This window comes from Dyadobacter sp. CY261 (genome assembly GCF_021440085.1).
Classification (GTDB): Bacteria; Bacteroidota; Bacteroidia; order Cytophagales; family Spirosomataceae; genus Dyadobacter.
Genome location: NZ_JAKCPW010000001.1, coordinates 1,399,492 through 1,424,623, shown reverse-complemented (window position 1 = coordinate 1,424,623; position 25,132 = coordinate 1,399,492). Strand labels below are relative to the sequence as shown.

General features: G+C 49.0%; 18 protein-coding genes. 6 read left to right on the top strand and 12 right to left on the bottom strand.

Annotated features, from left to right (window positions below; translation table 11 throughout):
* Positions 1-7: 7 nt before the first annotated feature.
* The 3 genes from LZD49_RS05640 to LZD49_RS05630 all read right to left on the bottom strand — a co-directional run bounded on the left by LZD49_RS05640 (position 8) and on the right by LZD49_RS05630 (position 2,530).
* The gene (locus LZD49_RS05640; protein ID WP_234666340.1) at positions 8-463 is read right to left on the bottom strand and encodes an SRPBCC domain-containing protein; all 456 of its coding nucleotides are present in this window, start codon (positions 461-463) and stop codon (positions 8-10) included.
* 312 nt (positions 464-775) lie between these two features.
* Positions 776-1,681: a helix-turn-helix transcriptional regulator gene (locus LZD49_RS05635; protein ID WP_234666339.1), complete on the bottom strand. Its 906-nt coding sequence runs from the start codon at positions 1,679-1,681 to the stop codon at positions 776-778.
* 6 nt (positions 1,682-1,687) lie between these two features.
* The gene (locus tag LZD49_RS05630) at positions 1,688-2,530 is read right to left on the bottom strand and encodes a ThuA domain-containing protein (RefSeq protein WP_234666338.1); all 843 of its coding nucleotides are present in this window, start codon (positions 2,528-2,530) and stop codon (positions 1,688-1,690) included.
* Positions 2,531-2,652: 122 nt separating this feature from the next.
* Between LZD49_RS05630 and LZD49_RS05625 the strand changes: the two genes are divergently transcribed.
* Positions 2,653-4,770 (top strand): Tex family protein, encoded by a 2,118-nt coding sequence (locus LZD49_RS05625; protein ID WP_234666337.1) that lies wholly within the window; start codon positions 2,653-2,655, stop codon positions 4,768-4,770.
* A 63-nt stretch (positions 4,771-4,833) separates the two neighbouring features.
* On the opposite strand, the gene LZD49_RS05620 is transcribed toward LZD49_RS05625, so the two are convergent.
* Entirely contained in the window at positions 4,834-5,280 is a 447-nt protein-coding gene (locus tag LZD49_RS05620) for an SRPBCC domain-containing protein (protein WP_234666336.1), read from the bottom strand.
* Between the two features lie 161 nt (positions 5,281-5,441).
* Between LZD49_RS05620 and LZD49_RS05615 the strand changes: the two genes are divergently transcribed.
* Entirely contained in the window at positions 5,442-5,897 is a 456-nt protein-coding gene (locus tag LZD49_RS05615) for an SRPBCC family protein (protein WP_234666335.1), read from the top strand.
* Here LZD49_RS05615 and LZD49_RS05610 read toward each other — a convergent pair.
* From LZD49_RS05610 to LZD49_RS05580, 7 genes are all read right to left on the bottom strand, one after another.
* Positions 5,894-7,219: a porin gene (locus LZD49_RS05610; protein WP_234666334.1), complete on the bottom strand. Its 1,326-nt coding sequence runs from the start codon at positions 7,217-7,219 to the stop codon at positions 5,894-5,896. The two genes, LZD49_RS05615 and LZD49_RS05610, sit on opposite strands and share 4 nt — an antisense overlap.
* A 39-nt stretch (positions 7,220-7,258) precedes the next feature.
* Entirely contained in the window at positions 7,259-7,903 is a 645-nt protein-coding gene (locus LZD49_RS05605; RefSeq protein ID WP_234666333.1) for an SRPBCC domain-containing protein, read from the bottom strand.
* A gap of 439 nt (positions 7,904-8,342) precedes the next feature.
* The gene (locus tag LZD49_RS05600; RefSeq protein ID WP_234666332.1) at positions 8,343-8,996 is read right to left on the bottom strand and encodes an NAD(P)-dependent oxidoreductase; all 654 of its coding nucleotides are present in this window, start codon (positions 8,994-8,996) and stop codon (positions 8,343-8,345) included.
* A 67-nt stretch (positions 8,997-9,063) separates the two neighbouring features.
* Positions 9,064-9,474, bottom strand: a complete 411-nt coding sequence (locus LZD49_RS05595; protein ID WP_234666331.1) for an Rrf2 family transcriptional regulator — start codon at positions 9,472-9,474, stop codon at positions 9,064-9,066.
* 224 nt (positions 9,475-9,698) lie between these two features.
* Entirely contained in the window at positions 9,699-11,384 is a 1,686-nt protein-coding gene (locus LZD49_RS05590) for a SusD/RagB family nutrient-binding outer membrane lipoprotein (RefSeq protein ID WP_234666330.1), read from the bottom strand.
* A gap of 41 nt (positions 11,385-11,425) precedes the next feature.
* Complete coding sequence (locus tag LZD49_RS05585) at positions 11,426-14,818, bottom strand: SusC/RagA family TonB-linked outer membrane protein (protein ID WP_234666329.1); 3,393 nt, start codon at positions 14,816-14,818, stop codon at positions 11,426-11,428.
* A 677-nt stretch (positions 14,819-15,495) separates the two neighbouring features.
* On the bottom strand, positions 15,496-17,703 hold the full coding sequence (locus tag LZD49_RS05580; RefSeq protein ID WP_234666328.1) for a gliding motility-associated C-terminal domain-containing protein: 2,208 nt from the start codon (positions 17,701-17,703) through the stop codon (positions 15,496-15,498).
* Positions 17,704-17,767: 64 nt separating this feature from the next.
* Between LZD49_RS05580 and rlmD the strand changes: the two genes are divergently transcribed.
* Positions 17,768-19,165: a 23S rRNA (uracil(1939)-C(5))-methyltransferase RlmD gene (gene rlmD / locus LZD49_RS05575; RefSeq protein ID WP_234666327.1), complete on the top strand. Its 1,398-nt coding sequence runs from the start codon at positions 17,768-17,770 to the stop codon at positions 19,163-19,165.
* 92 nt (positions 19,166-19,257) lie between these two features.
* Here rlmD and dnaB read toward each other — a convergent pair whose 3' ends face one another.
* Positions 19,258-20,874 carry a replicative DNA helicase gene (dnaB, locus tag LZD49_RS05570; RefSeq protein WP_234666326.1) on the bottom strand — a complete coding sequence of 539 codons (1,617 nt, stop codon included), beginning with the start codon at positions 20,872-20,874 and terminating at the stop codon, positions 19,258-19,260.
* A 246-nt stretch (positions 20,875-21,120) separates the two neighbouring features.
* Between dnaB and LZD49_RS05565 the strand changes: the two genes are divergently transcribed.
* The 3 genes from LZD49_RS05565 to LZD49_RS05555 are packed head-to-tail and all read left to right on the top strand — an operon-like array spanning position 21,121 to position 25,114.
* On the top strand, positions 21,121-22,068 hold the full coding sequence (locus tag LZD49_RS05565; protein ID WP_234666325.1) for a PhoH family protein: 948 nt from the start codon (positions 21,121-21,123) through the stop codon (positions 22,066-22,068).
* Positions 22,049-23,326 carry a T9SS type A sorting domain-containing protein gene (locus LZD49_RS05560; RefSeq protein ID WP_234666324.1) on the top strand — a complete coding sequence of 426 codons (1,278 nt, stop codon included), beginning with the start codon at positions 22,049-22,051 and terminating at the stop codon, positions 23,324-23,326. Before LZD49_RS05565 ends, LZD49_RS05560 begins: the two co-directional genes overlap by 20 nt.
* A gap of 6 nt (positions 23,327-23,332) precedes the next feature.
* The gene (locus tag LZD49_RS05555; RefSeq protein WP_234666323.1) at positions 23,333-25,114 is read left to right on the top strand and encodes a ComEC/Rec2 family competence protein; all 1,782 of its coding nucleotides are present in this window, start codon (positions 23,333-23,335) and stop codon (positions 25,112-25,114) included.
* The last annotated feature ends 18 nt before the right edge of the window (positions 25,115-25,132 follow it).

Below are 25,132 nucleotides of genomic sequence, written 5' to 3'. Positions count from 1 at the left end.
CAGGCCCTTACTGCGCTTCCACAAGCTTTTTTATTTCAACAAGAATAGGATTCCACCCTTCCCCGTTGTTATACGAATCCTGATAGCGGCGCTCCCCTTCAGCAACGGTACTGTAATCACCCTGCGTGACCTTTAGAAGTGTTTTTTCACCTTGTTGAATGAGGTCATAGGTCACTTTCAGATAATTTTCAGAAACGTCATCGATATTCGAATGCGGATCGATGGTCGTGTAGTGAAGGAACTTTTCCGGCTCGATTTCAAGGATTTCTCCTTTTACCCAGACGATATCTTTTCCTTCATGTTGCCCTTTCCAGAGCAGCTCACTACCGACATTCCAGTCGGAGAGTGCCTCACAGCCGAACATATATTGCTTGGTTTGTTCAGGATTCACGAGCGCGTCCCATACACGCGATACAGGCGCGTCAATCGTAATTTCGTTTTGGATGATAAGCGGAGTTTGCATGTCGTTTTGTTGTTTGATGAACGATGTTAAGTAGGACCGCCGACGGCTGACCGCTGACCGCCGACGGCAGACCGCCGACCGCTGACCGCCGATTTCGGGTAGTGTATCGATGTTGACCATGGGCCTACGGCCTGACCATAGACCATGGACGAGTGCTTTGCATGGTCTATCGTCCATGGTCTATCGTCCATGGTCTATCGTCAGGCGGTCGGCGGTCGGCAGTCAGCGGTCAGCGGTCGACGGTTAGCCGTCGGCCGTCACCCCTTCCAGCACTGCAATATTACACCCCAGATACCCGCACCGGATTGCGTTTTACGGATTATTTCTAACCGAAAAGGGAGTGACACCGAATTTCTTTTTGAAGGCATTGTTGAAATGCTGGGGGGTAGCGTAACCGAGTTGTGTCGATATTTCAGCAGCAGTTTGTTGGGTGTCAAGCAGATATTGCCTCGCGAGTTGCAGGCGTTGGTCGGTGAGATAGCCGAAAATGGTGTTGTTGAATGTCTCCTTAAAGCCTTTTTTAAGTTTGAATTCATTCATACCCACATGCATGGCGATTTCCGACAGATTGGGCGGGCAATGCACCCGATCGTTGATCAGGTCCCGGACAGCAATGATCTTCTCCTTATCGGTTTTGGTCTTGATAAATGGGTCGGTTTTTCGTTCCGAGGCCTCACATGCGTCCGCGCAAAGGACGAGCAGTTCGATACTTTTTGAGAGGAGAAATAGCTTTTTAAGGCTTTCCGAGTATTTGCAATGAATGATTTGCTGGATTACCTGCTGAATGGGCGAGTCGATTGTGCCCCAGCTTTCGGTCAAGATGGTGCTTTTGCCGAGGATGATGGCTTCGGAAAAACGTTTCAATGAATCGCTTGCCGTTTGCGTGAATTGTAGGAAAACGTCTTTGGGAAATTGAATGCCAAAGGTTTCGATTTCCAGCGTTTTGGCATACACCGTCATTTCAAACTCTTTGGAATACATGATATTATGGTGCCCGCCTACGAGATCGAACGTCTTGCCAAGCTGGTTGTAGGTGAACATATAGTCGCCTCTCAACCCGAAATGCATGCGTACAACGTCCTTATTGGCGCTTTGCGAGTGAAAGCCCGACAATTCGGTAAACCGCGAAACGGCATGCCCGAGCACTATGCCATCGCATTGCCAGGTTAAGCCTGTCATTTGGCCCTTGTCGAATTGCCGGGTTTGCCTTTCTTCCATTGTCTGCTATTTTTTTCGGTTGGCCAGCCACAGGATCGAATTCACAAGGAACTGGTTTTGTGCGTCGTTATCAAATGTAAATGATAATTCCTTATTGGTTTTGTTTTCGTAGTCGATGTCGTTGTGGCCCATATTCATGTACAGCATTTTATACTTTTTGTTTGTCCAGGCGACGGGGTAATAACCACTATGCCAAATTTCATGTTGCTTAGGTCCGGTTCCAAGCGGAAAGCTCGATGGGTCTATAGACAAAAGTATCTGAATATCAGGGTTTTGTTTTAAATCCTTTTCCCAGCGATACCATTCGTTCGGTGAAGCCTTAAATGTGTTTTTAAGCCCCTTAAAAACAGGGCTTTGGGGAGCTTCAATTTTCAAAACTGCCGAAGTAGGGCGCCAGGTATTGCTCTTGTATTGCCCTGAACCCAGGAATTGATCGTGGTACCAATCCCAATTCTGAGGAAATGCCGAGGGCGTCAATGCGAATGCCGCGAAATGAAACCCTATCCAACCACCACCATTCTCCATGTACTTTTGAAATGCAGCGCGTTGCTCCGGTTTTTCAGGACGCGTGTCGAGGAAAAGAACGACCTGGTATTTCGAGAGGAATTCGGCATTCAGGTTATCCCAGTTTGTGGTGGAATCATAACTAAAACCGTTCTTTTTACCCAATTCAGGCAGTCGTTTGTTCGCTTCGTGCACGAAACTGATGTGCGCCTGATCGTTTTTACCGGTAAAAAATGCGATGACTTTGAAGCTGGGCTTCTGCTGGGCATAGGCTGCATCGAGCGAAAGCAAAATACCTGCAAATACCAGAAGGACAGCAAGCCGCCGTCCGAAGTGATAATTCATTTTGATAAGGGTTAGGTATGAGGATAAACAAAGGATCAAATATAAATGTGCTTTGCGATAATTTCAGTTTTTAAAACTGCGAATATCCGCTTTATTTGCCGTTTCCAATGTCGTTAGTAAACATGAACTACACCCTAATAGCACAACAGGCCGGCGTCAGCGACAAGCAGGTCAGAAATACCATTGCATTGTTCGAGGAAGGTGCCACAGTGCCTTTCATTTCCCGCTATCGCAAGGAAGCGACCGGCGGGCTCGACGAAGTACAGATCGGAAATGTCAAGGAAGCCTGGCAAAAGCAGCAGGAGGTCGAGAAGCGCCGGGAAGCCATTCTGAAAAGCATTGAAGAACAAGGCAAGCTCACACCGGAGCTCAAAAAGAAAATTGAAGGCGTCTTTTCGATGACCGAGCTGGAAGACCTTTATCTTCCCTATAAACAAAAAAGAAAAACACGGGCTACGATTGCGGTGGAAAAGGGTCTGGAACCGCTTGCCAAGCTTATTTTCGAAGGTAAGGAGCGCGATCCCGAGGGAAAGGCCGGTGGTTTCCTGAACGATCAGGTCGCCAATACGGGTGAGGCATTGCAGGGAGCGAGGGACATTATTGCAGAGTGGATCAATGAAAACCAGGATGCACGTACCAAAATCCGCTATGCTTTTCAGCGCGGGGCTGTTATTACTTCCAAAGTAAAGAAGAAGAAGGAGGAGGAAGGTGCCAAATACCGCGATTACTTCGAGTTTTCGGAGCCTTTGGCCAAAATCCCATCGCACAGGTTGTTAGCATTGCGCCGTGGAGAAGAGGAAGGCATTCTAAGCGTCGACATTTCACCGGATGAGGATTCTGCCCTGGAGGCGCTCGACCGGCTTTTCATGTTTGGCACAGAAGCTTGCAAGGACCAGCTCGAACTCGCTATCGCCGACAGCTACAAGAGATTACTCAAACCATCCATTGAAACAGAGTTTGCGAACCTTTCGAGAGAGAAGGCAGACGTCGCGGCTATTCAGGTCTTTACCGAAAACCTCCGGCAGTTGCTGCTAGCATCGCCCCTCGGACAAAAAACGGTGCTTGCCATCGACCCGGGTTATCGAACGGGTTGTAAAGTAGTGGTGCTGGACAACCAGGGAAACCTAGTCGCCGATCATGTCATTTACCCATTCGATAAACCGGCTGATGCCGGAGCACGCGTGAATGAATTGATCCGTAAATTCAAAGTCGAGGCGATTGCCGTCGGCAACGGAACTGCCGGTCGCGAAACAGAGGACTTTGTAAAGAAGCTGCTGGAAAGCGCGGGACGGTCAGCGGAGATCGGGCTGTTCATGGTGAGTGAGCAAGGCGCATCCATTTACTCGGCTTCGGAGGTTGCGAGGGACGAGTTTCCGGATAAGGATGTAACAGTGCGCGGTTCCATATCGATCGGTCGCCGGCTGATGGACCCGTTGGCGGAGTTGGTGAAAATAGATCCGAAGTCTATTGGCGTCGGTCAATATCAGCACGATGTCGACCAGCATTCATTGCGAAATGCGTTGGATATAGTCGTGGAAAGCTGCGTGAATTCCGTAGGCGTAAATCTCAACACGTCGAGTAAGCATTTATTACGCTATGTATCGGGCCTCGGACCCGCTTTGGCGCAAAATATCGTGGATTTTCGAGCTAAAAACGGAAATTTCAAATCGAGGCAACAATTATTGAAAGTTCCGCGTCTCGGAGCAAAGGCATTTGAGCAGGCAGCAGGCTTTTTACGAATAGAAAATGGATCTAATCCTTTGGATAACAGTGCTGTACATCCTGAGCGTTACGATTTGGTCGAGAAAATGGCCAAGGATTCGGGTGCGACGGTCAAGGATTTGGTGCTAAAACCGGAATTGCGTCGGCAGATCAAGATCGAGCAGTACGTTTCCGAGTCGGTAGGCTTACCAACTTTGCGAGACATTTTAGCAGAGCTCGAAAAGCCGTCGCGTGACCCACGTGCGGAAATCAAGAAATTTGAGTTCGATAGCTCGGTGCGTAAGCCGGAGGATTTGAAGATCGGGATGATCCTGCCCGGCATCGTTACGAATATTACAGCCTTCGGCGCATTCGTGGACGTGGGCGTGAAACAGGACGGACTTGTGCACGTTTCGCAACTGGCCGACAAATTTGTCAAAGATCCGAACGAGATTGTCAAGCTTCAACAGCAAGTGACCGTAAAAGTAACCGAAGTCGATCTTGCCCGGAAACGGATCGCATTGTCAATGAAATTGTAGATTAGTATAAAAACTAAAAACCCGCCGGTATGCGCCGACGGGTTTTTAGTTTTTACGATGTGATCAGAGCACGTGCAGCCGTTCCTCCTCCACAACCTTTTTCAGTTCGTGCAGCACATTCATCCAGTTGCCTTCGGCCTTTACCACAGCTTCATCATCTTCGAGATTATCCTGCGTAACCACAAGTGTGGTATGATCGTGGTAGTCCGACAAATGGAAAGTCACATGCGTATAATTATCCTCAAAATCCTCGATACCCGACAGCGGACTCCAGAACGAGTAGCTGAGTTCACGCTCCGGCGTAATTCTCAGAATTTCGCCTTTATCAATATAACGCTGTCCCTGCCATTCGCCTTCGAATGTGATAGGGCTGCCTATTGTGAAATGGGAGCGCATTTCCGTACCGTGAAAGTATTTTTTGACGAGTTCGGGTTCTACCAACGCTTTCCAGACGGCAGAAGGGCTTGCATGGATAGAAATGGTTGTGGTCGCGAGCTGTTTTCTGTTCATGTTATTCGGATTTAAGTATTATGATGAATGCTGAGAAAACTGTGCCAGGTGCCAGCAAATGCAGGTTGCAGCCTGCCCAACCCCAAACTCCGCACTGCTGTCTGGCGCGGAATTTGATCGGGACTATTAATTTAACGTATATTCGGCACAAACACGAACGCATGCGCGAGCTATATTTTACACAATGGTTGCCTATCAGCCTCGACGAGGCCTGGGCGTTTTTCTCCAATCCCTTAAACCTGAAAGACATTACCCCGGCCCAGATGGGATTTGTAGTAACGTCAGCGCAGCATGGTGAGAAAATGTACGCCGGGCAGATCATTCGCTACATTGTGAAGCCGCTCTTCGGTATTCCGCTCAAATGGTGTACCGAAATCACACATGTAGTTGATAAGCAGTATTTTGTAGATGAGCAGCGCTTCGGCCCGTATGCATTCTGGCACCACCAGCACCGCTTTACCGAGCAAAACGGCGGCGTATTGATGGAAGATATTCTGCATTACAAAGTGCCATTTGGCTTTCTGGGGAGCATTGTCGACCGGATGATCGTGAACCGTGAGGTGAATTCGATTTTCATCTACCGGAAAAAAGTACTAGCCGAACGCTTCGGAAGCTAGAAGTTATATTGAACGCGTGCCGTGAAAACGTCGTCGGAAACATCGCTTTCATAACCGGCCAGGGCCGACTTCTCGTTGCGCACGAACTCGTAATAGAATATAAACCTCAACGATTCATTGGCCGTATATACGTAGCCCACTCCGAAGGTATCGTAGCGGAGATCGGCTTTACTAAATCCATTTTCGGCAGAAATTTGCCTGCCGGATACTTTCTTATTCGGGTCGTACCAGTCGTATTTCATCACAAACTGATGATGGAGGCTGCCCAGATGTTGGAGGAAATAAAAATAGGCACCGTCGAAACTGCGCGTATACAGGGGGTCCTTCAAGCCGTTAGTAGCCGGGTAGATGCCGGGCGTTTCACTGGTTGCGAAGGTGGCCGTTTGTTGCCCTTTGATATATTCGGCGCGGAATTCGGTTTCACCTTCGTGGTTGGGAAAAGCCAGCTGGAGATCGGCACCGGCGTAATTGCGGGGCCTCAATTTGTGAAGATTGGAAGCCGAGGAATCACGAACCGCCTGGTATCCGCTGCCATTATATTCTGTTTTATAAAGCACGTTGCCCTGGCTAACAATGCCGCCCGCGTACCCCGACACCGCCGCAGACAATGTTGCATTGCCTAGCGCCCGTATTTTGCTTGGTTTAAGGCTAAGCCGGCTGATAACATCCTTATGGCTGTCGTAATCCATCGGCCCCGACATGCCCTGGCCGTTGAAGACACCCACATCAAATTTCAGCTTCTGATGCCATTCCTGCGTCTTTCGGCTGGTAACGGTGAGCATCAAACCAATGTCCCGCTCCGTGCGCATCAGGATCTGCGACATCCGCCCCCGCTCGGGTGTCTCGCGGTTGGCCGACGACAGGTTTACTTCATGGCCGAACGGCCGGGCGAACATTCCGGTAGTTAATGCAAAAACCTTGAATCTGTTCTCATAAAACCTTCCCCAGAAATCACGGATTGCCACGCCGCGCTCGGTACCGTCGAACTGAAATACGAAATAGGATGTAGGATCATCATTCTCATTCAAGTGGGCATAGTCTACACGCAGGCGCCCGCGACGAAGCATAAAGCGATTATTGGAAAGGCCCGAGAAGTTGCCGCCGGCATAGGTTTCGGCTCCTTCTTTTGAAATGACCTGGAACTGAGGCTGAATATATCCGCTGATCCTCACCCGATTATAACGTTCGTAAATCGAGAGCATACCTTTTCCCATCTGGTTGGTTGTATCCACCAGGTCCATAAGGAAGCGCTGGGCGAAAAGGTCTGAATGGCTTAAAAGTATAAAAAGTAATAATAGGCCGACAACACGGAACTGCATCATTATATAATTGGTGGCTGTAAAATTGGGGTACAAAGAACCTTATTTTCCCTTAATTATTTCAGCCAGAACGGATAGTTTTTCTTCCCAATACTTCTTCATTGCCGCCCGGTCGGACGCCCTTGGTAGCTTTTCATGATGAAAATTGATCACGCTTTTACCGGCGCTGCGGGCTTTGCTGCCCGTAACCCGTACCTGCAAGGTAGAACTGTTTCGCCAGCTGGCAGGCTTCCAGGCCATGCGGAAATGCGAGTCGGCTTCCAGTACGGTGATGGTACCCGTAATGCCCTGTTTTGTTTCAAATGATGCGCCTTCGCTGACGTCGCCCTTCGTAATGTCTCCCAACCATATTGCGAGCCCTTCTTGTGAGGTCATAATCTCCCATGCCTTTTTCAGGGGAACGCGAACCGTCCTTGTTACGCCCACTTCATAGCCGGAACTGACCTCACCCAGCTCTCGCAGCCCCTTTGCCTCTCGGAAACCCAGCGCGATTTTTTGCCGATACCATGGGCTATGAATATGATCCGCCAGCAACGAGACCAACTCCCTGTGACTTTTTTGCTCGCCTCCCAGTTCGTCCAGCCATTCGATCCATTCGTGCCAGTCCTTACCTGTTTTCTCTGTTAATGCCTTTGATGACAGCTTTGCAAGCTGTTCCGTCAATGAAAGTGTGTCGCTTGTCGCCATGTTAAGTGAGTTAATCTTAGCAAATTTAGTTAAAATATACCAACTCAGCTATAACAGAATTACGTTCCAATGCGGATATAACTATTTGAAAAGGCGGTCTGAACTAATTTAACGTGCTTATAATCAATAAGTTTTGATTTTTTTACGTATGAAAAGATTAATACTTTTCATACAATTTTTAAATAAAATATGTATTTTAAGTATTAATCTTTTAAATTATATTAAAAGTATTAAAAGTTTTAATTGAGCGAATACGATAAAAATAATATACATATGAAAAGTATTGTACTAATTATTTGTATGTATGATATCAACCTTTTTAATATTTTGCTATTTATTTTACGCATTTAAAGTATTATACTTATTAAATGTATAATAAGTATAATACCAATCTATTATATTTTACTAATAATACATATAATTGATATTTAATGTATTGTTAGTAAGCGGCAGTAAATCGCTGTCTGACAAAGTTACCTTGCTCAATTTCATCGACTATCGCAATGGCGGTATCTTCCACAGAAAGCTTGCTTCGGTGGTGCTCATCGAATACCGGTGTATCCAGCGAAGTACGGTATTTGCCTGTGCGCTCGCCGGGATGTGCGGGCGACATTTCGATGGCAGGACTGAGGAAAGTCCAGTCGAGCTGGGTTTCGGTTTTAAGGATGTTCAGGTAATCGCGGGCCGCAGTCGCACCGGGTTTGTACTCGGCTGGGAAATTGGGAGTGTCGACCAATTGTACGCCTGGCGTGATTTCAAGGCTGCCGGCACCGCCGACGGTCAGGAATCGTTTTACTCCGGCTTTCTTTACGCCGGCCTGAATAGCTTTCGCTCCCGCAAGGAAGTCATCGTAGATGTTTGGGTTTGTCCAGCCCGCATTGAAAGTGCTGATTACTGCGTCGTGGCCAGCCACAACAGCGGCAACGTTATCAGCGTTCATCACGTCTGCTGCCTTTGCGGTCACCAGGTCGTTGCTGGTATCAACTTTATCAGTATTCCGGGCGATGGCAGTTACCTGGTGGCCGCGTGAAACCAGTTCTTTTAAAACATGGGTGCCCACAAATCCGGTGGCCCCGATCAATGCAATTTTCATAAGTATTTGGTTTAATTAAATGAATATTCTGGAATTTAAAATGTTACAGTTTTGAACAAAGAAAAAATCAGTCGAATTTCTTGCAGAATTCGGCCAATGATACCTTGCCCAGGCTTGCCAGCAATGTCTGTTCTGCTTCGTCATATAAGCTATCGAGATGGTCGTTGATCTTTCTGCCGACCGGACAATCCGGGTTAGGGGAGTTGACACCTTTGCCTAGTAAATCTTTCTGTTTCACAGCCTCGTACACTTCCGACATAAAAATTTTGTCAGCGGGTTTCGCTAATCTGCTACCGCCAGATTTCCCTTCTTTGCTTGTCACCAACCCTCTTTCGCGCAGATTGCTGAGTTCCTTGCGCACCAATACGGGGTTAATGTTGATGCTACCAGCCAAATACTCAGAAGACGTCCATTCTTCCTCCGAAAAAGTCAGTAGCGTAAGAATATGGACTGAAATGGCAAAGCGACCGCTGTTCATAACTGTAATTTATTTTATTACAGTACAAAGATGGAAGATGTTTTTGAAAAATGCAAGTCTTTTGGGCTGTTGGGAGGAGGAGGAAAGGGACAATGTCATGCCGGGCGCATGTGGCCGCCCGGCGTTCGAAGCGTTTGCGGTACGTTACGGTTTACGGTATGGACTGTCTTCGACTGCGCTCAGACTGACATATCGCCCGTTGCTCCCTTTCCCCTCTGCGAAATCTACTGCCCCTGCCCGAATGCCGGGTTATTCTTATCAAACCACAACCTCTGGCTGTTCAGTGTGGTGGTGGTGCGGTCGTTGGGCGTGAATTGTTGCTCTGCCTGCGCCGTTTGCCAGTTGGCGTTGTTGGTGCCAAGTGGTGGCTCGTCGACCCAGTAGCGGCGCGGGATGACCTCGTTAAATGCGTCTCGCGGATAATAAGCGGAGCCGTTCTTCGGATAACCGGTCCTGCGGACGAAGGTGAATGCTTCCGTTGGCAGGCGCATGAAGTTGAGGTATTCCTGAATGTAAATGCGTTCGAGGTCGTTGGTGCCATTCAGTTTGACTGCCGGTTGCGCGAGGTAGGCGGCAATTTCCGCGTCGGCATTGGCTGTCAGGCCGGTGGTAGACAGTGCGGCCTGGGCGATCGAATTCATCGTGCGTAACGACGATGTAATACCTTTTTTATACCAATCTTCCGCCTTGCCCGTGATTTTTGAACCTGTTCCGTAACCTTTCTGGATCAACTCGGCGATGTAAAAGCAGGTTTCCGCGCTCGTAAGCATATAGTCGTGGAAAGTGCCCTTGGCGCCATTGCGCGTAGGCGCGTAGAAAACCTTATTGATCGTCGACATCACCACGTACTTGTTGCTGCCGGCATTGAGCGGGTTTTTATAGTATTGCGCCACGGTGGGATTCGTCGTCCAATCGGCCGGGCCGCCCTGAAAACGAATCAGCGGATCCGCCGCATCGATGAATGCGGGCACGGGCTGGTTATACTTTTTGAGTGAATCTAATGCGCTTGGTGTCAGGTCATTTGGACTGAAATAGATCACCATGCGCGGATCTTTGGTCTGTTTCAGGAACGTCATGATGGACTTCGTTGCAAAGCGTGTACTGCGATAATCGACATCGCCGCCGATCGGGCCCCAGTCCGGATCGATGTACGCAAACTGGTCGGCGTCTTCGGTAATCGGGCCTATGGCATTGTCCGCGACTTCCTTGTAAATCTGTTGGGTTTTTGCCTTATCCTGTCCTTCATATCGCAGCGCAATGCGCAATTTGATCGTATTGGCAGCTTTCACCCACTTGGTCCAATCACCATGGTAGATAATATCGGCATTGCCGTAGTTTTCCTGGTCAGGCAGATCCGCACTGAGCGTGGTAATGGCCTCATTGAGCTCTGTAAGCCAGGTATCGTAAAGCACCTTCTGTGTATCGTATTGGGGTGTGTAGTTCTGCTCATCGCGTCCCTGAATAGCCTGGGAATAAGGTATTGAGCCATTCATGTCGGTAACACGGAGGCCATGAAGTGCGCTTACCACATAAGTTGCGGCCCGCATTTTCTGGAAGCGTTCCTTGTTTGTTTTCAGGTCGATCTGCTTGCGGATCTCCACCAGGTTCGGCAGGATGTTCGTGTAGTAAGCCGAGTACCGCGAGTTGATATTGGTCGAAAGTTCGTAAGGATCGGTCGTCAGGTGTTGCGAGAAGCGCAGAAGTTGTTCGAGATTTTCCCAGATCCATTCGGCTCCCTGATATGACTCCAGGCTGTTCAGCGAGTGCGTGAAAAGGAACCTGGGATCCGGCGTGATCACGACGCTCGGGTCGGTATTGATATCGCCGAAATTATTTTCGCACGACGTCGCCCATAGCAGGCCGGTGGCAAGAACGGTACCGGCGGCACATTTGACTAATATGTTTTTCATTTGAAATGTCTTTTAAACGTACTGAAAAGGAACCGGTTACATCAAAATGCGGCGCGCAGGGTCACGCCCAGTGCGCGGGTCATCGGCGGTATAAAACCGACTTCTTTCTGCACCGCGGTGCTGTTCGAATAGTTGGATGCTGGGTTGAAATTCAGGGGCAGTGTATTATACAGGTATAGTAAATCGCGTCCTACGAGGTTGATCGACAAGGCATTAAGCTTGATTTTCTCACAAAGCGATTGTGGAAACTGATAGCTCAGCGAAACCTGACGGAGCGATATCCAGGAGTTTTCAGAAATCCAGTAATCACCCACCGCGGTCGAGAATGAACCGTAGCGATAATTGTATTGCGGCAAATGCGTAGGCTCCACAAGCCCTTTGTCATAAGCCTCTTTGAATGTCATGCCGCCGACATTGACATTACTTCCGTCGGGTTGGGTAATGGTCTGTCCGGCTGCAAAGACGCCCTCAGGCAGGATACCGTCATCGTAGCTCTTGCCATCGAACTTACTGGTGAATACGATCCCGCCATGGTCCGCATCGCGGCCTTGCAGCGTGTTCTTGAACACGCCCGTATGCGTTCCATAGCGAAGCGACGTAATGATCATATCCCCGCCGATTTTGGCATCAAAAAGTACATTTAATGACAAGCGTTTGTAGCTGAATGTATTATCCCATCCGCCGCGGAATTTAGCATTGATATCGCCTACATCTTTCCACTCATTGCTGCGTGCGGGAAAAGCCGCACGCGCGTCTCCACGCCATGAGAGAATGGGCATCCCGTTCCTCGGGTCGTTGGCGTCGGTACCCTGGAAGCGGGCTGCGGCGATTTTAGTGCGGATAACGCCGTAGGTGCCGCCGACTTTCGCATAAGGGATCAAGTCGTTGCCGCCTCCCGACTCGTCGGCCAGCGCATAATACTCGCGGTCACCGTACAGTTCGATGATTTTGTTCCGGTTACGGGAAAATGTCACTGTGCTGTTCCAGGTAAATGAACCCACTTTGATCGGCGTCGCGTCGAGCGCAATCTCGATCCCGGTGTTCTGGATATTGCCGGCGTTGATGAGAATGCTGTTCACGCCGGTCTCTACAGCCGCCGAAATAGGAATAGGCTGGTTGCGAGAATTGTCGCGGTATACCGACAGGTCGAGGCCCAGGCGGTTGTTAAATACCTTCATTTCCAGACCTATTTCCTTGGCAATTTTTCTGAGGGGCTTGATATTGGGTTGTAACGTCGACCGGGAGCTGAATGTCGACAGCGCCTGGTCGCCCAAACCGCCGGCATTGGTGTAACCGTTGAACGCGAAGCCGGGGTTGAGCAGGAATGGATCGATATCGCCACCCAATGCGGCTAGGTTTCCCCTTAACTTTCCGTAAGTCAGCCAGGTGGGTAATGAAGAATGAAAAGTCTGAGAAAAGACCCATGACAAGCTGGCCGAGGGGTAGCTGTAAAAATTGTTGCCCGAGCCGTTGGTATAGGTCAAAGCCGATGACCAGTCGCTGCGCCAGGTGGTTTGAAGAAAAAGTTGCTCGCGCCATGCAAAATCTGCGCTGGCATAGAGCGACTTGTAGGAACGGCGGGTTTTGATCCCCCCTTCCGATTTCTGGGCCAGTACCGAGTTGGCCAGGAAGAAATTGCCGGGATAAGAAAGCCCGCCCTGCGTCTCCGCATTGTTGAACGACAGGCTGTATTGCTGCGATTCACCACCGACATATCCACTGAAATCGAGGTCTTTGGTAATTGGTTTGTTAAAAATGGCGAGCCATTTCATGAAATTCGTCTGCTTGGTCGAATGGCCCAGGGCGTAACGACCACCCGTGAAGTTGGTGCCCTGACCAAGTTCCTTGATCTCGCTTTTAGTATACAGGTTGTTAAAATTGCCCTCGATCTGCAATTTAAGCCAGTCGGTAACGGTTGCGGTAAGGGCGAGCCTTCCGCGGACCATTTGTTCGCGCTGCGTGTAATCGTTTTCGAACATATTGAACCAATAATCGGCCCCGGGAACGCGGTTTGGCTCATTCACATCGCTCACATTCCGTAGCCCGCCGTTGTAGCCAGTGTAATTCTGGCGTTGCATCCAATATTGGGTGTCATAGTTTCGAGGGAAGATCCAGATGTAGTTGTTCAGCGTTAGTGATGGCGGATTGGTGCCTTCGGTGGTAGTGTAATCGGCCGTCACGTCCGCGACGAGGAACTTGTTCAGGTTTTGCGTCGCACGCAGGTTGAATGCATTCTTGTCGAGGTTATTTTTAAAATTGATACCCCGGCTATCGACGCGGTTGTAGGAGAATCGGAACGTAGACCGTTCATTGCCACCGTCGATCGCCACGTTGGTCAGGCTGCCTTTGCCGGTTTGGAATGCATCGAGGTAATTGTCGGGATAGGCTTGATAAGTGGTCATTTTGCCTTCATAATCGACCACCTGCTGTCCTGCAAACCTTGGTCCCCAGTTTTCGAGCTCGCGGTTCTGCTGCCGGTCGATGTAGGGCTGGCCCTGCGCATTGGTAGGGAATACCTTGGTGGTCCAGGCTTCGTCGGGCTTATAGTTTGGGTCTCGGGTATCGGTAAAAAACGCGCCCACCGTTCCGCCGCCGTATTCATTCTGGAAATCGGGACTGCGGTAGGGTTTCTGCATGTTGAAAGTCTGGGAAACACTCACGCCGATGCCTTTGCGTTGGGCTCCTTTCTTGGTCGTGATCAGGATCACGCCATTGATTGCCCTGGTGCCGTACAGTGCCGCTGCCGCAGAGCCTTTCAGCACCGAAACACTCTCAAAATCCTCCATATTGAGGTTTTTCAATGAATTACCGAAGTCTCGCGGGCCCGAACTCTCATTGTAAACGTCATTATCGAGGATTACACCGTCGACGACGAAAATAGGCTGGTTGTTGACGCCCAGTGTAGAGTTACCGCGAATCAGGATTTTTGTATTACCCATAAGCCCACCCGCTCCCTGGTCGATCTGCACGCCGGGAATGCGGCCCTGCAATGCGCTGATAGGGCTTAGCTCGTTGGTAGCGGCCATTTTCGCGCCCGAAATTTCGGAAACGGTATACCCGAGCTGCCTTTTCTCACGCTTAACACCCAACGCAGTTACTACCACTTCATTCAATTGTTGATTGTCTTCTTTCAGCACGATATTGATCACACTTTGATTATTGATGGCCACTTCCTGTTTTTCAAAGCCTACAAACGAGTACACGAGCGTCCCACCGGTCGGTGCGGTGATGGCGTACTCGCCTGTCGCATTGGAGGTTGTGCCGTTGTTGGTGCCTTTCACAAGCACCGAAATACCGACGAGCGCGGCATTGTCGGAAGCGGAGGTGACTGTTCCGGTTATCCGCACATTCTGGGCTTGGAGTGACAAACAGCATGCGAGGAGACACAGCAGGTGCAATAGGTACGAGCTGCGCAAGAGGTACATTTTCTTCATACAAACAAGGTTTAAGAGTTACGAGCAGTAATTCGAATTCGCGTTCAAAAAGATTTGTATTAACTGAAAATACCGGAAGGAATGACCTGGATAAGTTAATAAGGATTTTTATTAATTAAAGTGTAGTTTATTATGTTTTTAAAAGATGTAAAAATTGTCGCTATGTTGCATCCTCTGCGGATCGTGAAGCTTATGAGAAAATTCGACCATTTTTAAGAAAGGATCTGCCTGTAAAAGAGTGCATTGTACTATGACCAGAGATATACATTTTATTCTATATATACTTTTTAAAAGTATGTTAATATGTTTTAGGGATATACTTTTAAAAATTATTATACAATTATTACTTATTGAATGTCTGGTAAGATTAACATGGTGCATATTATTTTAATGTAATGTGTAATTTCAGGGCAAAAGGGAGAACCCACCGGCGCGACGTAGAATAGCGGGGTAATGAAATTTTAGAGAGGCAACGACAGAGCGGAGCGCAAATGCATTCTCGAAAGGAAAGTTAAAGTATGGTCATTGCTATGAGGCATTACATGATTATGTATTCAACTTTCAATACTTTTAATATTTATCAGACTAATAATATTTTTGATTCAAATCAATACATATAAAACAAATATCCCGTAGCATCCATTTAAAATGCTACGGGATATCGTGCTGATTATAAGTTATTTAAGAATCGTCAATCCGCCTTTATAGGAGCGTTTGGTATATTGGACGACGAAGTAATAGTACCCTCCGGAGATCTTGTCAGGGCACCAGTCGTTGGGTCTTACCTTTGAATAATACACCTGTTTACCCCAGCGGTTAAAGATCGTGATGTCTTTGAACAGGTCCTGGCAGTTGTCCGCCGGGAGTTCCTGGAATGCAAAACAATCATTTTTACCGTCGCCATTTGGCGTGATCACATTCGGAAATTCAGGGAAAGGAGCGGAGCCATTGTCCTTGATCGTGACTTTGACGGTGGTCGTGTCCATGGCTGCGGCGCAGCTCTTGTCCTGGGTGATGAAGTCGACCATGAAAGTTTGTTCAGCCTGGCCGTCAAGCAACGCGCATTCGGGGTTCCAGGCATAGGGCGAGGTAATTGATTGCACGCCGGATTTCGCTTCGAAAATCATCCCGGCATCTTTCATGTCGAACCCACGCCCGGCGGCGGTCAGAATGATCGTATTCGTATCCGGATCGGTCGCGAGCACATCGAATGTGATACCCGAGGAACTGCCGATCTGATACGTGATTTCCTGGACGGGCAATGATGTTTTTACAGCAGGAGGGCGGTTGGGCGATTCGTCCACGATAAAATAGACCGGCTTGGCGACGGGCATCGGGTTCCCTTCGCACCGCATATCTTCCAATTTGAAATCCACGGCCAGCGTGTCACCCTTTTTGGCATTGCAGGGAGGGACCCAGGTAAATTTCTGCTCCACATTTGCCTGCCCGCTCACAGGTTTGAAATCCATGCCCATATCGGTCATATTGAAATCCTGTCCGCGGCCCGACAGCGCAAGATTGTCTTTGTCCGGATCTTTGCCGTAAACAGTGAATGTCACAGGCACACCCGCTGTCACATGTACATAGTCGCTGGTGAGCGAAGTGGTTACTGCCGGGGGATTATTGCCATTATTTTCCCGCCGTATGTAAATGTTCAGCGTGTCGGTAAGGGGAAATGGGCAACTGCCATCCTGTGCCACCAGCTGGATTTTAATAGGCCTGTTGTCGTAGGTGACAAAGCAGTCTTCCAGGCAAATCTGGAATTTCAGGGTATCGTTCGGGACTCTGGTGGTAAACTGCGCGGGAAGCAATGTGAAATAGTCGCTGGTATTATTCACCGCCTGGCCGTCGACGCTCACGATCTGGTTGATGGTTGGGTCGGTTACCATCACTTCGAAACAGTTTGGATCGCCTTTTTTGACAGTTATGATCTCATTCTCTGTGTAGTAGGTGTTTTTTCCTTTCGGTTTAAATAACAATTTCGGCGGGTCCATTTTGGGACAATCGACCACTTTCAATTGAAAATCGCGTGTTAGCGAGCCGATTTTTTGCCCATTCCGGTATTCTTCAACCTGGACTGCAAATACATATAAACCGATAGAACCGGCTGTGACGGAAAGCATGCCTGTTGCGCGGTTGACTTTCAGCGGATCGGGGCCCGGAATCATATTGCTGACCGAAACGCCGTCGACAAAGTTCAGACGCGGATAGCTGGAAGATCCACGGCCAGGTGCGCTTGGATTGGCCTTGTCCGAATAGCCCTGCATGGGCGTGATGAGCGAGTATACCAGGCTGTCTCCGTCCGCATCTTTGCCACCGAAATCGAATAAAAACGGGGAATTGACGCAGGCATAGTCGCCTTTTATCTCCGGAAAAATAGGAGAGGAATTCTTGAAATTGGCGTTACTTTTAAAGAGAGGCGGAAATTCGAGGTAAAAAAGGCTGCCAGCATCGCCCGGGGCCTGGATATTGGTGATCGTTCCATTCCGGCAGCAGCGGTCCCATACCATGTAATAGCCCTGTGCGTCGTCGAACTCGGTGGGAGTAAGGTGTAAACTGGAGCTGTAAGTGATCTGCCAGGTCTGCAATGTAGAGATTCCACAGAGCGGGTTTGCGTAGGTGACCGATTTTCGTTCTATTTTTGGGGCTTCAAGATAGCCGATGGCCACGTTGTCGCGCTTTCTGAATACATAAATCGTGACAAAGGGATCTTCTGCACCGGGATTGCCGTTCAAGGCATCGAAGTACATCGTCAGACCCATGTTATAGTTGTAGTAGCTGTCCTGGTTCTGTGTGATGAAGAGCTGCCCGCCCACGATGTGCGTCGCGCTGGCCTCGCAAAGAGCAAACAACATCAGAATAAATAAGATGAACCGTTTTTTCATGGAAATATGCGGCGGTAAAATTGGTCCGATAGGATATTGGGATTAGTAATTAAAACAGGAAATAATGTCTAAGAGTAACAAGTACGAGTACGTTGAAATTACCGATTTTGCGGCAGAAGGCAAATGTATATTTAAATCGGAAGACGGCGTAATCTTCGTAGAAGGCAATGTGGCTCCCGGTGACATCGTCGACCTTCAGGTCGTACGCACCAAGAAAAAATTAAAGGAGGCCATCGTTACCAAAATTCATTCGCAATCGGCCTTACGTACAGAACCCTATTGCGAGCATTTCACGGTTTGCGGGGGCTGTAAGTGGCAGCATATCAGCTACGAGCACCAGCTCAAATTCAAAAGGCAGCAGGTTGTGGATCATTTTGAAAGGATAGGAAAGATCAGGAATGTTGAGATTAACGAAATTATCGCTGCCCCTAGGACGGAATACTATCGGAATAAGTTGGAATTCACTTTTTCAAATTGGCGCTGGCTGACGAAGGAGCAACTGGATTCGGGCATACCTTTTACGAAAACGGCCCTGGGTTTTCACGTACCGAAGCGATTTGATAAGATTTTTACGGTCGACCATTGCCACCTGCAATCCGACCCTTCGAATGCGATTCGGAACTCTCTGCATCGTTTTGGAGAGGAAAAAGGATACCCTTACTACGACGTACGTTTTAATGTGGGTGTGCTCCGCAATCTGATCGTCCGTACAGCCAATTCTGGGGACGTGATGGTAATCGTGCAATTCGGGGTGCAGAACGACGAAATTATCTCGGAAGTGATGGAATTTTTGGCTAAAAATCATCCGGAGATCACATCTTTGAACTACATCGTGAATTTGAAAGGAAACGATTCCTACCAGGACCAGGAAGTGGTTCATTATGCCGGGGAAAAGGTGGTGCGTGAGACAATGGAAGATCTGACATTTCTCGTTGGACCAAAATCCTTTTATCAGACCAATTCCGAGCAGGCTTACAAGCTTTTCAGTGTGGCCAGAGATTATGCTCAACTGACCGGCAGTGAGTCCGTTTACGACCTTTATACAGGAACAGGTACCATTGCTAATTTTGTGGCCCGTAGCGCGAAGAAAGTGGTAGGTGTGGAATATGTAGAGGCAGCTGTGCAAGATGCCCGCATCAATTCGCAATTGAATGGCATTACCAACACCTCATTTTTCGCCGGCGACATGCGTGCGATCATGAATGAGAGTTTCCTGCAAAAGCACGGCCGTCCGGATGTGATCATCACCGACCCGCCGCGCGCAGGAATGGACGTGCCCGTGATCGAAACGATCCTGAAAGCCGCACCCGACCGCGTCGTGTATGTAAGCTGTAACACAGCCACGCAGGCCCGTGACCTGGCATTGATGGCGGAGGATTATGAAGTGACACGCGTGCAACCTGTGGACATGTTCCCAAATACGCACCATGTGGAGAATGTGGCGTTGCTGGTCAGGAAATAGCAGGAAGTTGTAGGTTGATCGACAGTAAAAAGAGGAGTCCGGAATGACGTTCATTCCGGACTCCTCTTTTTGTATAACCAATGATTTTCAGATCAAAACGGTGGCTCGCTATCTGGCCCTTTGTAATCGAAATTACTTAGGTCGTTGGCGCGGCTGCGGAGTGTTCCGCCTGTTGGGGCGGTGGGCTTGGCCTGACTTTCGAATGATGAGATCGGGTTGGAGGTCTGGATTGGTCGGTCGACCGAGAATGGGGCAGGGGTAAAGCCCGAATCAAGGTCGGCGAATTTCGTGTATTTACCGATAAAGCGCAGTTGAATGGTGTCCAGCGAACCTGCACGGTTTTTAGCCAGAATCACTTCGCCTACACCTGCTACTGAGTTACCTGCTTCGTCCTCAGTAATGCCGTAATATTCAGGACGGTACAGGAATATTACCATATCCGCATCCTGCTCGATCGAACCGGACTCCCTCAAATCGGAAAGTTGTGGCCGCTTTTCACCACCCCGGGTCTCTACGGCCCGGCTTAGTTGAGAAAGAGCAATTACCGGCACATCCAATTCTTTTGCCAGGTTTTTCAACGACCGCGAGATCATCGCAATTTCCTGTTCGCGGTTACCGGGGCTTTTGCCGCCTGTATCTCCGGTCATTAGCTGCAAATAATCGATTACGATCATCTGGATGTCGTGCTGAGCTTTCAGACGGCGGCATTTGGCCCTCAGTTCTAGTACCGAAAGGGCAGGGGTGTCGTCGATATAAATGGGGGCATTGGTAAGCCTGTGAATGCGATGGTGCAGTTGCTCCCATTCGTGCGGCGCGAGGCTTCCCTTACGGATTTTTTCACTATCGATTTCAGCCTCGGCGGAAATTAGACGATTGACAAGCTGCACTGATGACATCTCAAGAGAGAATATCGCCACCGGAATATTGAAATCCACAGCTGCATTCCGCAGCGATGAAACGACGAATGCCGTTTTCCCCATACCCGGACGTGCCGCGAGGATCATTAATTCCGTTTTCTGCCAGCCCGAAGTAAGTCTGTCGAGTGCGCTGAAACCGGAGGGCACACCGGTCAATCCGTCTTTGTTATTCTTTTTCTGGTCAAGTTCGGCCAGGGCCTGCCGCATAAGCGCGCCCATGTCGGCGTAATTTTTCTTGATGTTGGATTCCGAAATCGCGAACAACGACTGTTCTGTCTTGTCGAGAAGCCGGAATACGTCGGTGGTATCTTCAAAAGCGTCGCGCTGGATCTCAGAGGCTACTTTGATAAGCTCCCTCTTGATATATGCCTGCGAGATAATGCGTGCATGGAATTCGATATTGGCGGCGGAGTTGACTTTGCTGGTCAGCTCCATGATATACGACGCGCCGCCGACCAGTTCAAGCTCTCCGGTGCTCCGTAATTTGGAGGTAACCGTAAGCATATCGATCGGCTCCGAATCGGCGAAAAGGGTAACGATCGCTGTATAGATGCGGACGTGCGACTCCTTGTAGAAACTATCCGGACGGAGGATGTCTGCAACCGCCGTAAGCGCATCTTTTTCGATCATTAAAGCGCCTAGGACCGCCTCTTCGAGATCGATAGCCTGAGGGGGTAACTTGCTGAAATTCTGATCGTTTGCTGGCGTCCGGGGTGTGAATGCCCGCTTGGTGCCGTTGCCGGTTTTCGAGCCGCTCCTGGGATAGTTGTTGGGTGCCTTTTCGTTTTCCATGTAAGACAAAGTTAATCATTGGAGACCTCTGAGAAAAGAAAGGCGGGGCTGTTTGGGGCAATAATTTTTTTTCACTGGGAAGACTTCTTTGTGCCTGTCTGATAATGAAAGACTTGGTCGGGAAAGACTTATTTTTCGGCTGACAATTTGATTGATTAATTGTTTTTTCGACGATTATGTTTTACAAATGTTGGTTATTATTACTAAATTTTAGAAACAATAGACAAACATTAAACACTGATTCATTTGCTGGAAAAAATCATCACGCTCGAAGACGTATCCATGGTCGATTTTCTCGGGATCCACAACTCGAATATTAAGGAAGTCGCCGCCGCTTTCCCCGAAAGTAAAATCATTTCACGCGGAAACGAGATCCGCATCCAGGGGACTGCCCCCGAAATTATCCGAATAACAGATGTAATCGACTCACTTTTGGCGCATTACCAGAGGTATGGAAAAATAACGAACGACAATGTCAAAGGCTACCTCAACGGCATTTCCAAGACGCCCGTGTCGACCGGCGAGGATGACGACGATGTAATCCTCTATGGCAATAAGGGCCTGGTTGTAAAAGCAAAAACAGCAAATCAGAAGCTGCTTGTGGAGCAAGCGGCCAAATATGACCTTGTGTTCGCAATCGGCCCGGCGGGTACCGGTAAGACCTATACGGCGGTTGCTATCGCTGTCAAGGCGTTGAAAAACAAGGAAGTACGGAAGATTATCATCACCCGTCCTGCCGTGGAAGCTGGGGAAAATCTAGGTTTCCTGCCGGGAGATCTCAAAGAAAAGATTGACCCGTATCTACGCCCGATCTACGACGCGCTGGACGATATGATCGCACCTGAAAAACTGAAACTATACCTGGAAAGCCGGGTAATTGAAATCGCGCCGCTTGCTTATATGCGGGGGCGTACGCTTAACAACGCGTTCATCCTGCTCGACGAGGCACAGAACACCACGCCCATGCAGATGAAGATGTTCCTGACCCGGATGGGCCCGAGCTCCAAGGCGATCATTACCGGTGACAAATCGCAGATTGACCTTCCGAAAAACCTTAAATCGGGTCTGATCGACTCGATAACGGTTTTGAAAGGCATTAAGGGGATCAGTTTCGTAGAGCTGGACGGATCGGACGTTGTAAGGCACCGCTTGGTGAGGGACATTCTTGCTGCCTATGAAAAATCGGAGAAATAGCCTGCTGCTGGCCGGCCTGTTACTGGTGTCTGTGCTCGGGAAAGCGCAGGATTCGGTCGTGACGCGTTGTGCGAGCACCGAGCGCGACTCGGTGCGCTTGCTGAGGAACCCCTCCCTGCGCAACCTGCGCATGCGGTCAGAAGGCGCTATTCAGAACTATCTGCGCGCTAATTCGGGTGCACGTACGAACGCGGGCGAGACCATCACGATTCCGGTTGTGGTACATGTGGTGCATAATCGTACCGATAATGTGATCGGAGGTGCAGGCAACGGCAACATTACCGACGGACAAATCCAGAGCCAGATCGATGTACTCAATGAGGATTATGGCAACACGTCGGGCTACAAGGGCTATTATACCGATTCACTGGCGGTCGATACGGGTATTCGTTTCAAACTGGTGTCGGTGGTGCGTACCTATAATGAGACGTCGCAGTTCAGTCCCATTACGGATGCCGACGACCTGGCAGACATTTCACCGGCCTGGTTTACCAACCGTTATCTGAACATTTGGGTTACGAGGCTGAACGACCGTTATCTCGGGACCTCGCAGTTCCCTGTAGTCAGCGAGATTACGGATCGCACCCAAGGCCTGGCGACGAGCGAAAATGAGGAAACGGATGCGTCGACGGACGGGGTGATTATTGATTTCCGCTATTTTGGAAGGGATTCCGAAGCTATCACGAGCCGCATTTACAATCTCGGCCGTACAACCACCCACGAAGTTGGCCACTGGCTTGGATTAATCCATATCTGGGGAGACTCGACCTGCGGCACGGATTATTGTGATGATACGCCTACGGCAAACACCAAAAACGAAACTACCGACGTGTCGTGTACGCCTGTGTATTCACAATGCCGGGGCAATGCGGTGACGCGTAACATGATCGAGAACTATATGGATTATTCCCCCGACGTTTGTATGAGCATTTTTACCAACGATCAGAAGGAGCGGATGCATGCGGTGCTCGCACTAAGCCCCAGGCGCGCCAAGATGGTGGAATATTCACAACTGACGACTGATCAGTTACTCGTTGACATTTACCCAAACCCGGTACGTGAAACGCTGACAACGAACATATTCGCCCCGGATTTTGAAAATTATACTGTATCCGTTTACAATCAGAAAGGACAAAAGGTGACGGAAGATGCCGTCAACCGTACATATCTCAACGTTCGAAACTTTCCAAGCGGTCTGTACTATTACAAGGTGACAACCGCAAATCAGACTGTTACCAAACGTTTTGTTGTACGATAAACACACATGCTATCACGCGCTCCCTTTGTCAGCGTAACCCTCTTCTTCGCGACCGGCATATTGGCGGGCGACGCATTGCGTCTTGCCGTTAATATGCCGGTTTTCTTTGCTTTTGCTATCGTTGCGCTGGCTGGTATTGTCTGCCTCTTGCTTTACATTTTTTGGTCAAAACAGGTTTTCACGATCTCAATGGCCGCCTGGATGGTATTGTTGGGCATTACTTGTAAAACGTGGGTCGAGACGGAAAGGGACCGTCGCATTGTTGAAATAAATGACTTGCATTATACCGCCTGCGGGGCGGAAGTGATTTCCATTCCGGAGAAGCGCAATAACTCCATTAGGGTTGAAGTGAAGACCGAACGTTTCAGAATTGATGAGCAATGGACTGAGAAATCGGTTTCTGCGCTGATTTATCTTCCTGACAGTGTTTCTATTACCCCTGAACCGGGTGACCGGTTGCTTATCAGGAAGCGGCTCGAACTGCCTGCTCCCCCTCAAAATCCTGAACAATTCGACTATGCGCTCTATTTGCGTAATAAAGGCATTCTGTTCACAGCTTTTCTCAATAATGGATCTTACCAAGTGATGTCCGGCAATGCGGATAATAATCCCGCATATTGGCCCGAAATAATTTCCCAGTGGGCCGACAGCCGCTTCCGGGAACATGTCAGCAATACGGCAGCGTACGGACTTGTAAAGGCGATGTTACTGGGGCGCCGTGATGATCTGCATGAGCAGCAGGTTGGCGATTATGTCATTTCCGGCGCCGTGCACATTCTTTCAGTTTCCGGCATGCATATGGCGATCATTTTTATGGCGATCAGTGCTGCGTTCGGCTGGCTGCGGCGTTGGCCAGTCGGCAAATGGTTATATTTCGTTTTAATGGCCGCATTGCTGGGGTTTTATGGCTTAGTCACCGGTTTGCCGCCCTCGGTGCAACGTGCGGCGCTAATGTGTATGGTGTTGGTGGCCGCAGAAACTGGGGGACGAAAGCATCACCCAATCAACACGCTGGCTATTTCGGCGCTCATTATTTTGCTGATTGATGCATGTGCATTGTACGACGTAGGCTTCCAATTGTCGTTTCTCGCAATGGCTGGGATTTTTCTGCTTTACGAGCCTGTTTGCGATGTGTTTGCCCCATCAAACCGCTTGCTGAAATATATCTGGCAGGTGACTGTATTGGCTTTGGCGGCTCAAATCGCCACATTTCCGCTTAGCCTTTACTATTTTCATCAGTTTCCGACTTACTTCTGGCTGGTCAACCCGCTGGTGGTCACATTTACGAATGTACTGCTACCTGCCGCACTGGTTTTACTTTTTGTAAGCGCTATCGGTGTTTCCTGGCTTGCCTGGCTTGCGGGCAAGATTGTGTCGGTTTCCGCATGGCTTACCGATTGGTCGGCATCGATACCGCGATCATTACCTGGACATTTGCTTGAAAATTTGCATTTGAGTGCGTTGGAAGTGGTAATGCTTTACGGCATCATTTTCCTTGTTTGGTATACCCTGCATTCTCACTCGGTTTATTTTCTCCGGCTTTCGGTTGTAGCGGTGATGTTATTTGTAACTATTTCTCTTATGAATAGTTTGAATACCTACCTGACCGCCGAACAAGTCAGTTTTCAAATCCCTAAGCACCATGTAGTTGGTTTCAAATCAGGCAATGCATTATATCTTGTGAGCGATAAAGCCTTCGCTTTGGATAAGCGGGCGTTTGATTTTAATGTAAAAAACTATGCGGTAAACCGTGAAATCCGGCGCATCATTCGTCTGACCGCACTCTAAAACAGCTTCACAACGCAT

What these genes read in the sequence shown, in the direction of transcription:
- LZD49_RS05640 (WP_234666340.1), bottom strand. Translation starts at nt 463, where the DNA reads ATGCAAACTCCGCTTATCATCCAAAACGAAATTACGATTGACGCGCCT.
- LZD49_RS05635 (WP_234666339.1), bottom strand. Translation starts at nt 1,681, where the DNA reads ATGGAAGAAAGGCAAACCCGGCAATTCGACAAGGGCCAAATGACAGGC.
- LZD49_RS05630 (WP_234666338.1), bottom strand. Translation starts at nt 2,530, where the DNA reads ATGAATTATCACTTCGGACGGCGGCTTGCTGTCCTTCTGGTATTTGCA.
- LZD49_RS05625 (WP_234666337.1), top strand. Translation starts at nt 2,653, where the DNA reads ATGAACTACACCCTAATAGCACAACAGGCCGGCGTCAGCGACAAGCAG.
- LZD49_RS05620 (WP_234666336.1), bottom strand. Translation starts at nt 5,280, where the DNA reads ATGAACAGAAAACAGCTCGCGACCACAACCATTTCTATCCATGCAAGC.
- LZD49_RS05615 (WP_234666335.1), top strand. Translation starts at nt 5,442, where the DNA reads ATGCGCGAGCTATATTTTACACAATGGTTGCCTATCAGCCTCGACGAG.
- LZD49_RS05610 (WP_234666334.1), bottom strand. Translation starts at nt 7,219, where the DNA reads ATGATGCAGTTCCGTGTTGTCGGCCTATTATTACTTTTTATACTTTTA.
- LZD49_RS05605 (WP_234666333.1), bottom strand. Translation starts at nt 7,903, where the DNA reads ATGGCGACAAGCGACACACTTTCATTGACGGAACAGCTTGCAAAGCTG.
- LZD49_RS05600 (WP_234666332.1), bottom strand. Translation starts at nt 8,996, where the DNA reads ATGAAAATTGCATTGATCGGGGCCACCGGATTTGTGGGCACCCATGTT.
- LZD49_RS05595 (WP_234666331.1), bottom strand. Translation starts at nt 9,474, where the DNA reads ATGAACAGCGGTCGCTTTGCCATTTCAGTCCATATTCTTACGCTACTG.
- LZD49_RS05590 (WP_234666330.1), bottom strand. Translation starts at nt 11,384, where the DNA reads ATGAAAAACATATTAGTCAAATGTGCCGCCGGTACCGTTCTTGCCACC.
- LZD49_RS05585 (WP_234666329.1), bottom strand. Translation starts at nt 14,818, where the DNA reads ATGAAGAAAATGTACCTCTTGCGCAGCTCGTACCTATTGCACCTGCTG.
- LZD49_RS05580 (WP_234666328.1), bottom strand. Translation starts at nt 17,703, where the DNA reads ATGAAAAAACGGTTCATCTTATTTATTCTGATGTTGTTTGCTCTTTGC.
- rlmD (WP_234666327.1), top strand. Translation starts at nt 17,768, where the DNA reads ATGTCTAAGAGTAACAAGTACGAGTACGTTGAAATTACCGATTTTGCG.
- dnaB (WP_234666326.1), bottom strand. Translation starts at nt 20,874, where the DNA reads ATGGAAAACGAAAAGGCACCCAACAACTATCCCAGGAGCGGCTCGAAA.
- LZD49_RS05560 (WP_234666324.1), top strand. Translation starts at nt 22,049, where the DNA reads ATGAAAAATCGGAGAAATAGCCTGCTGCTGGCCGGCCTGTTACTGGTG.
- LZD49_RS05555 (WP_234666323.1), top strand. Translation starts at nt 23,333, where the DNA reads ATGCTATCACGCGCTCCCTTTGTCAGCGTAACCCTCTTCTTCGCGACC.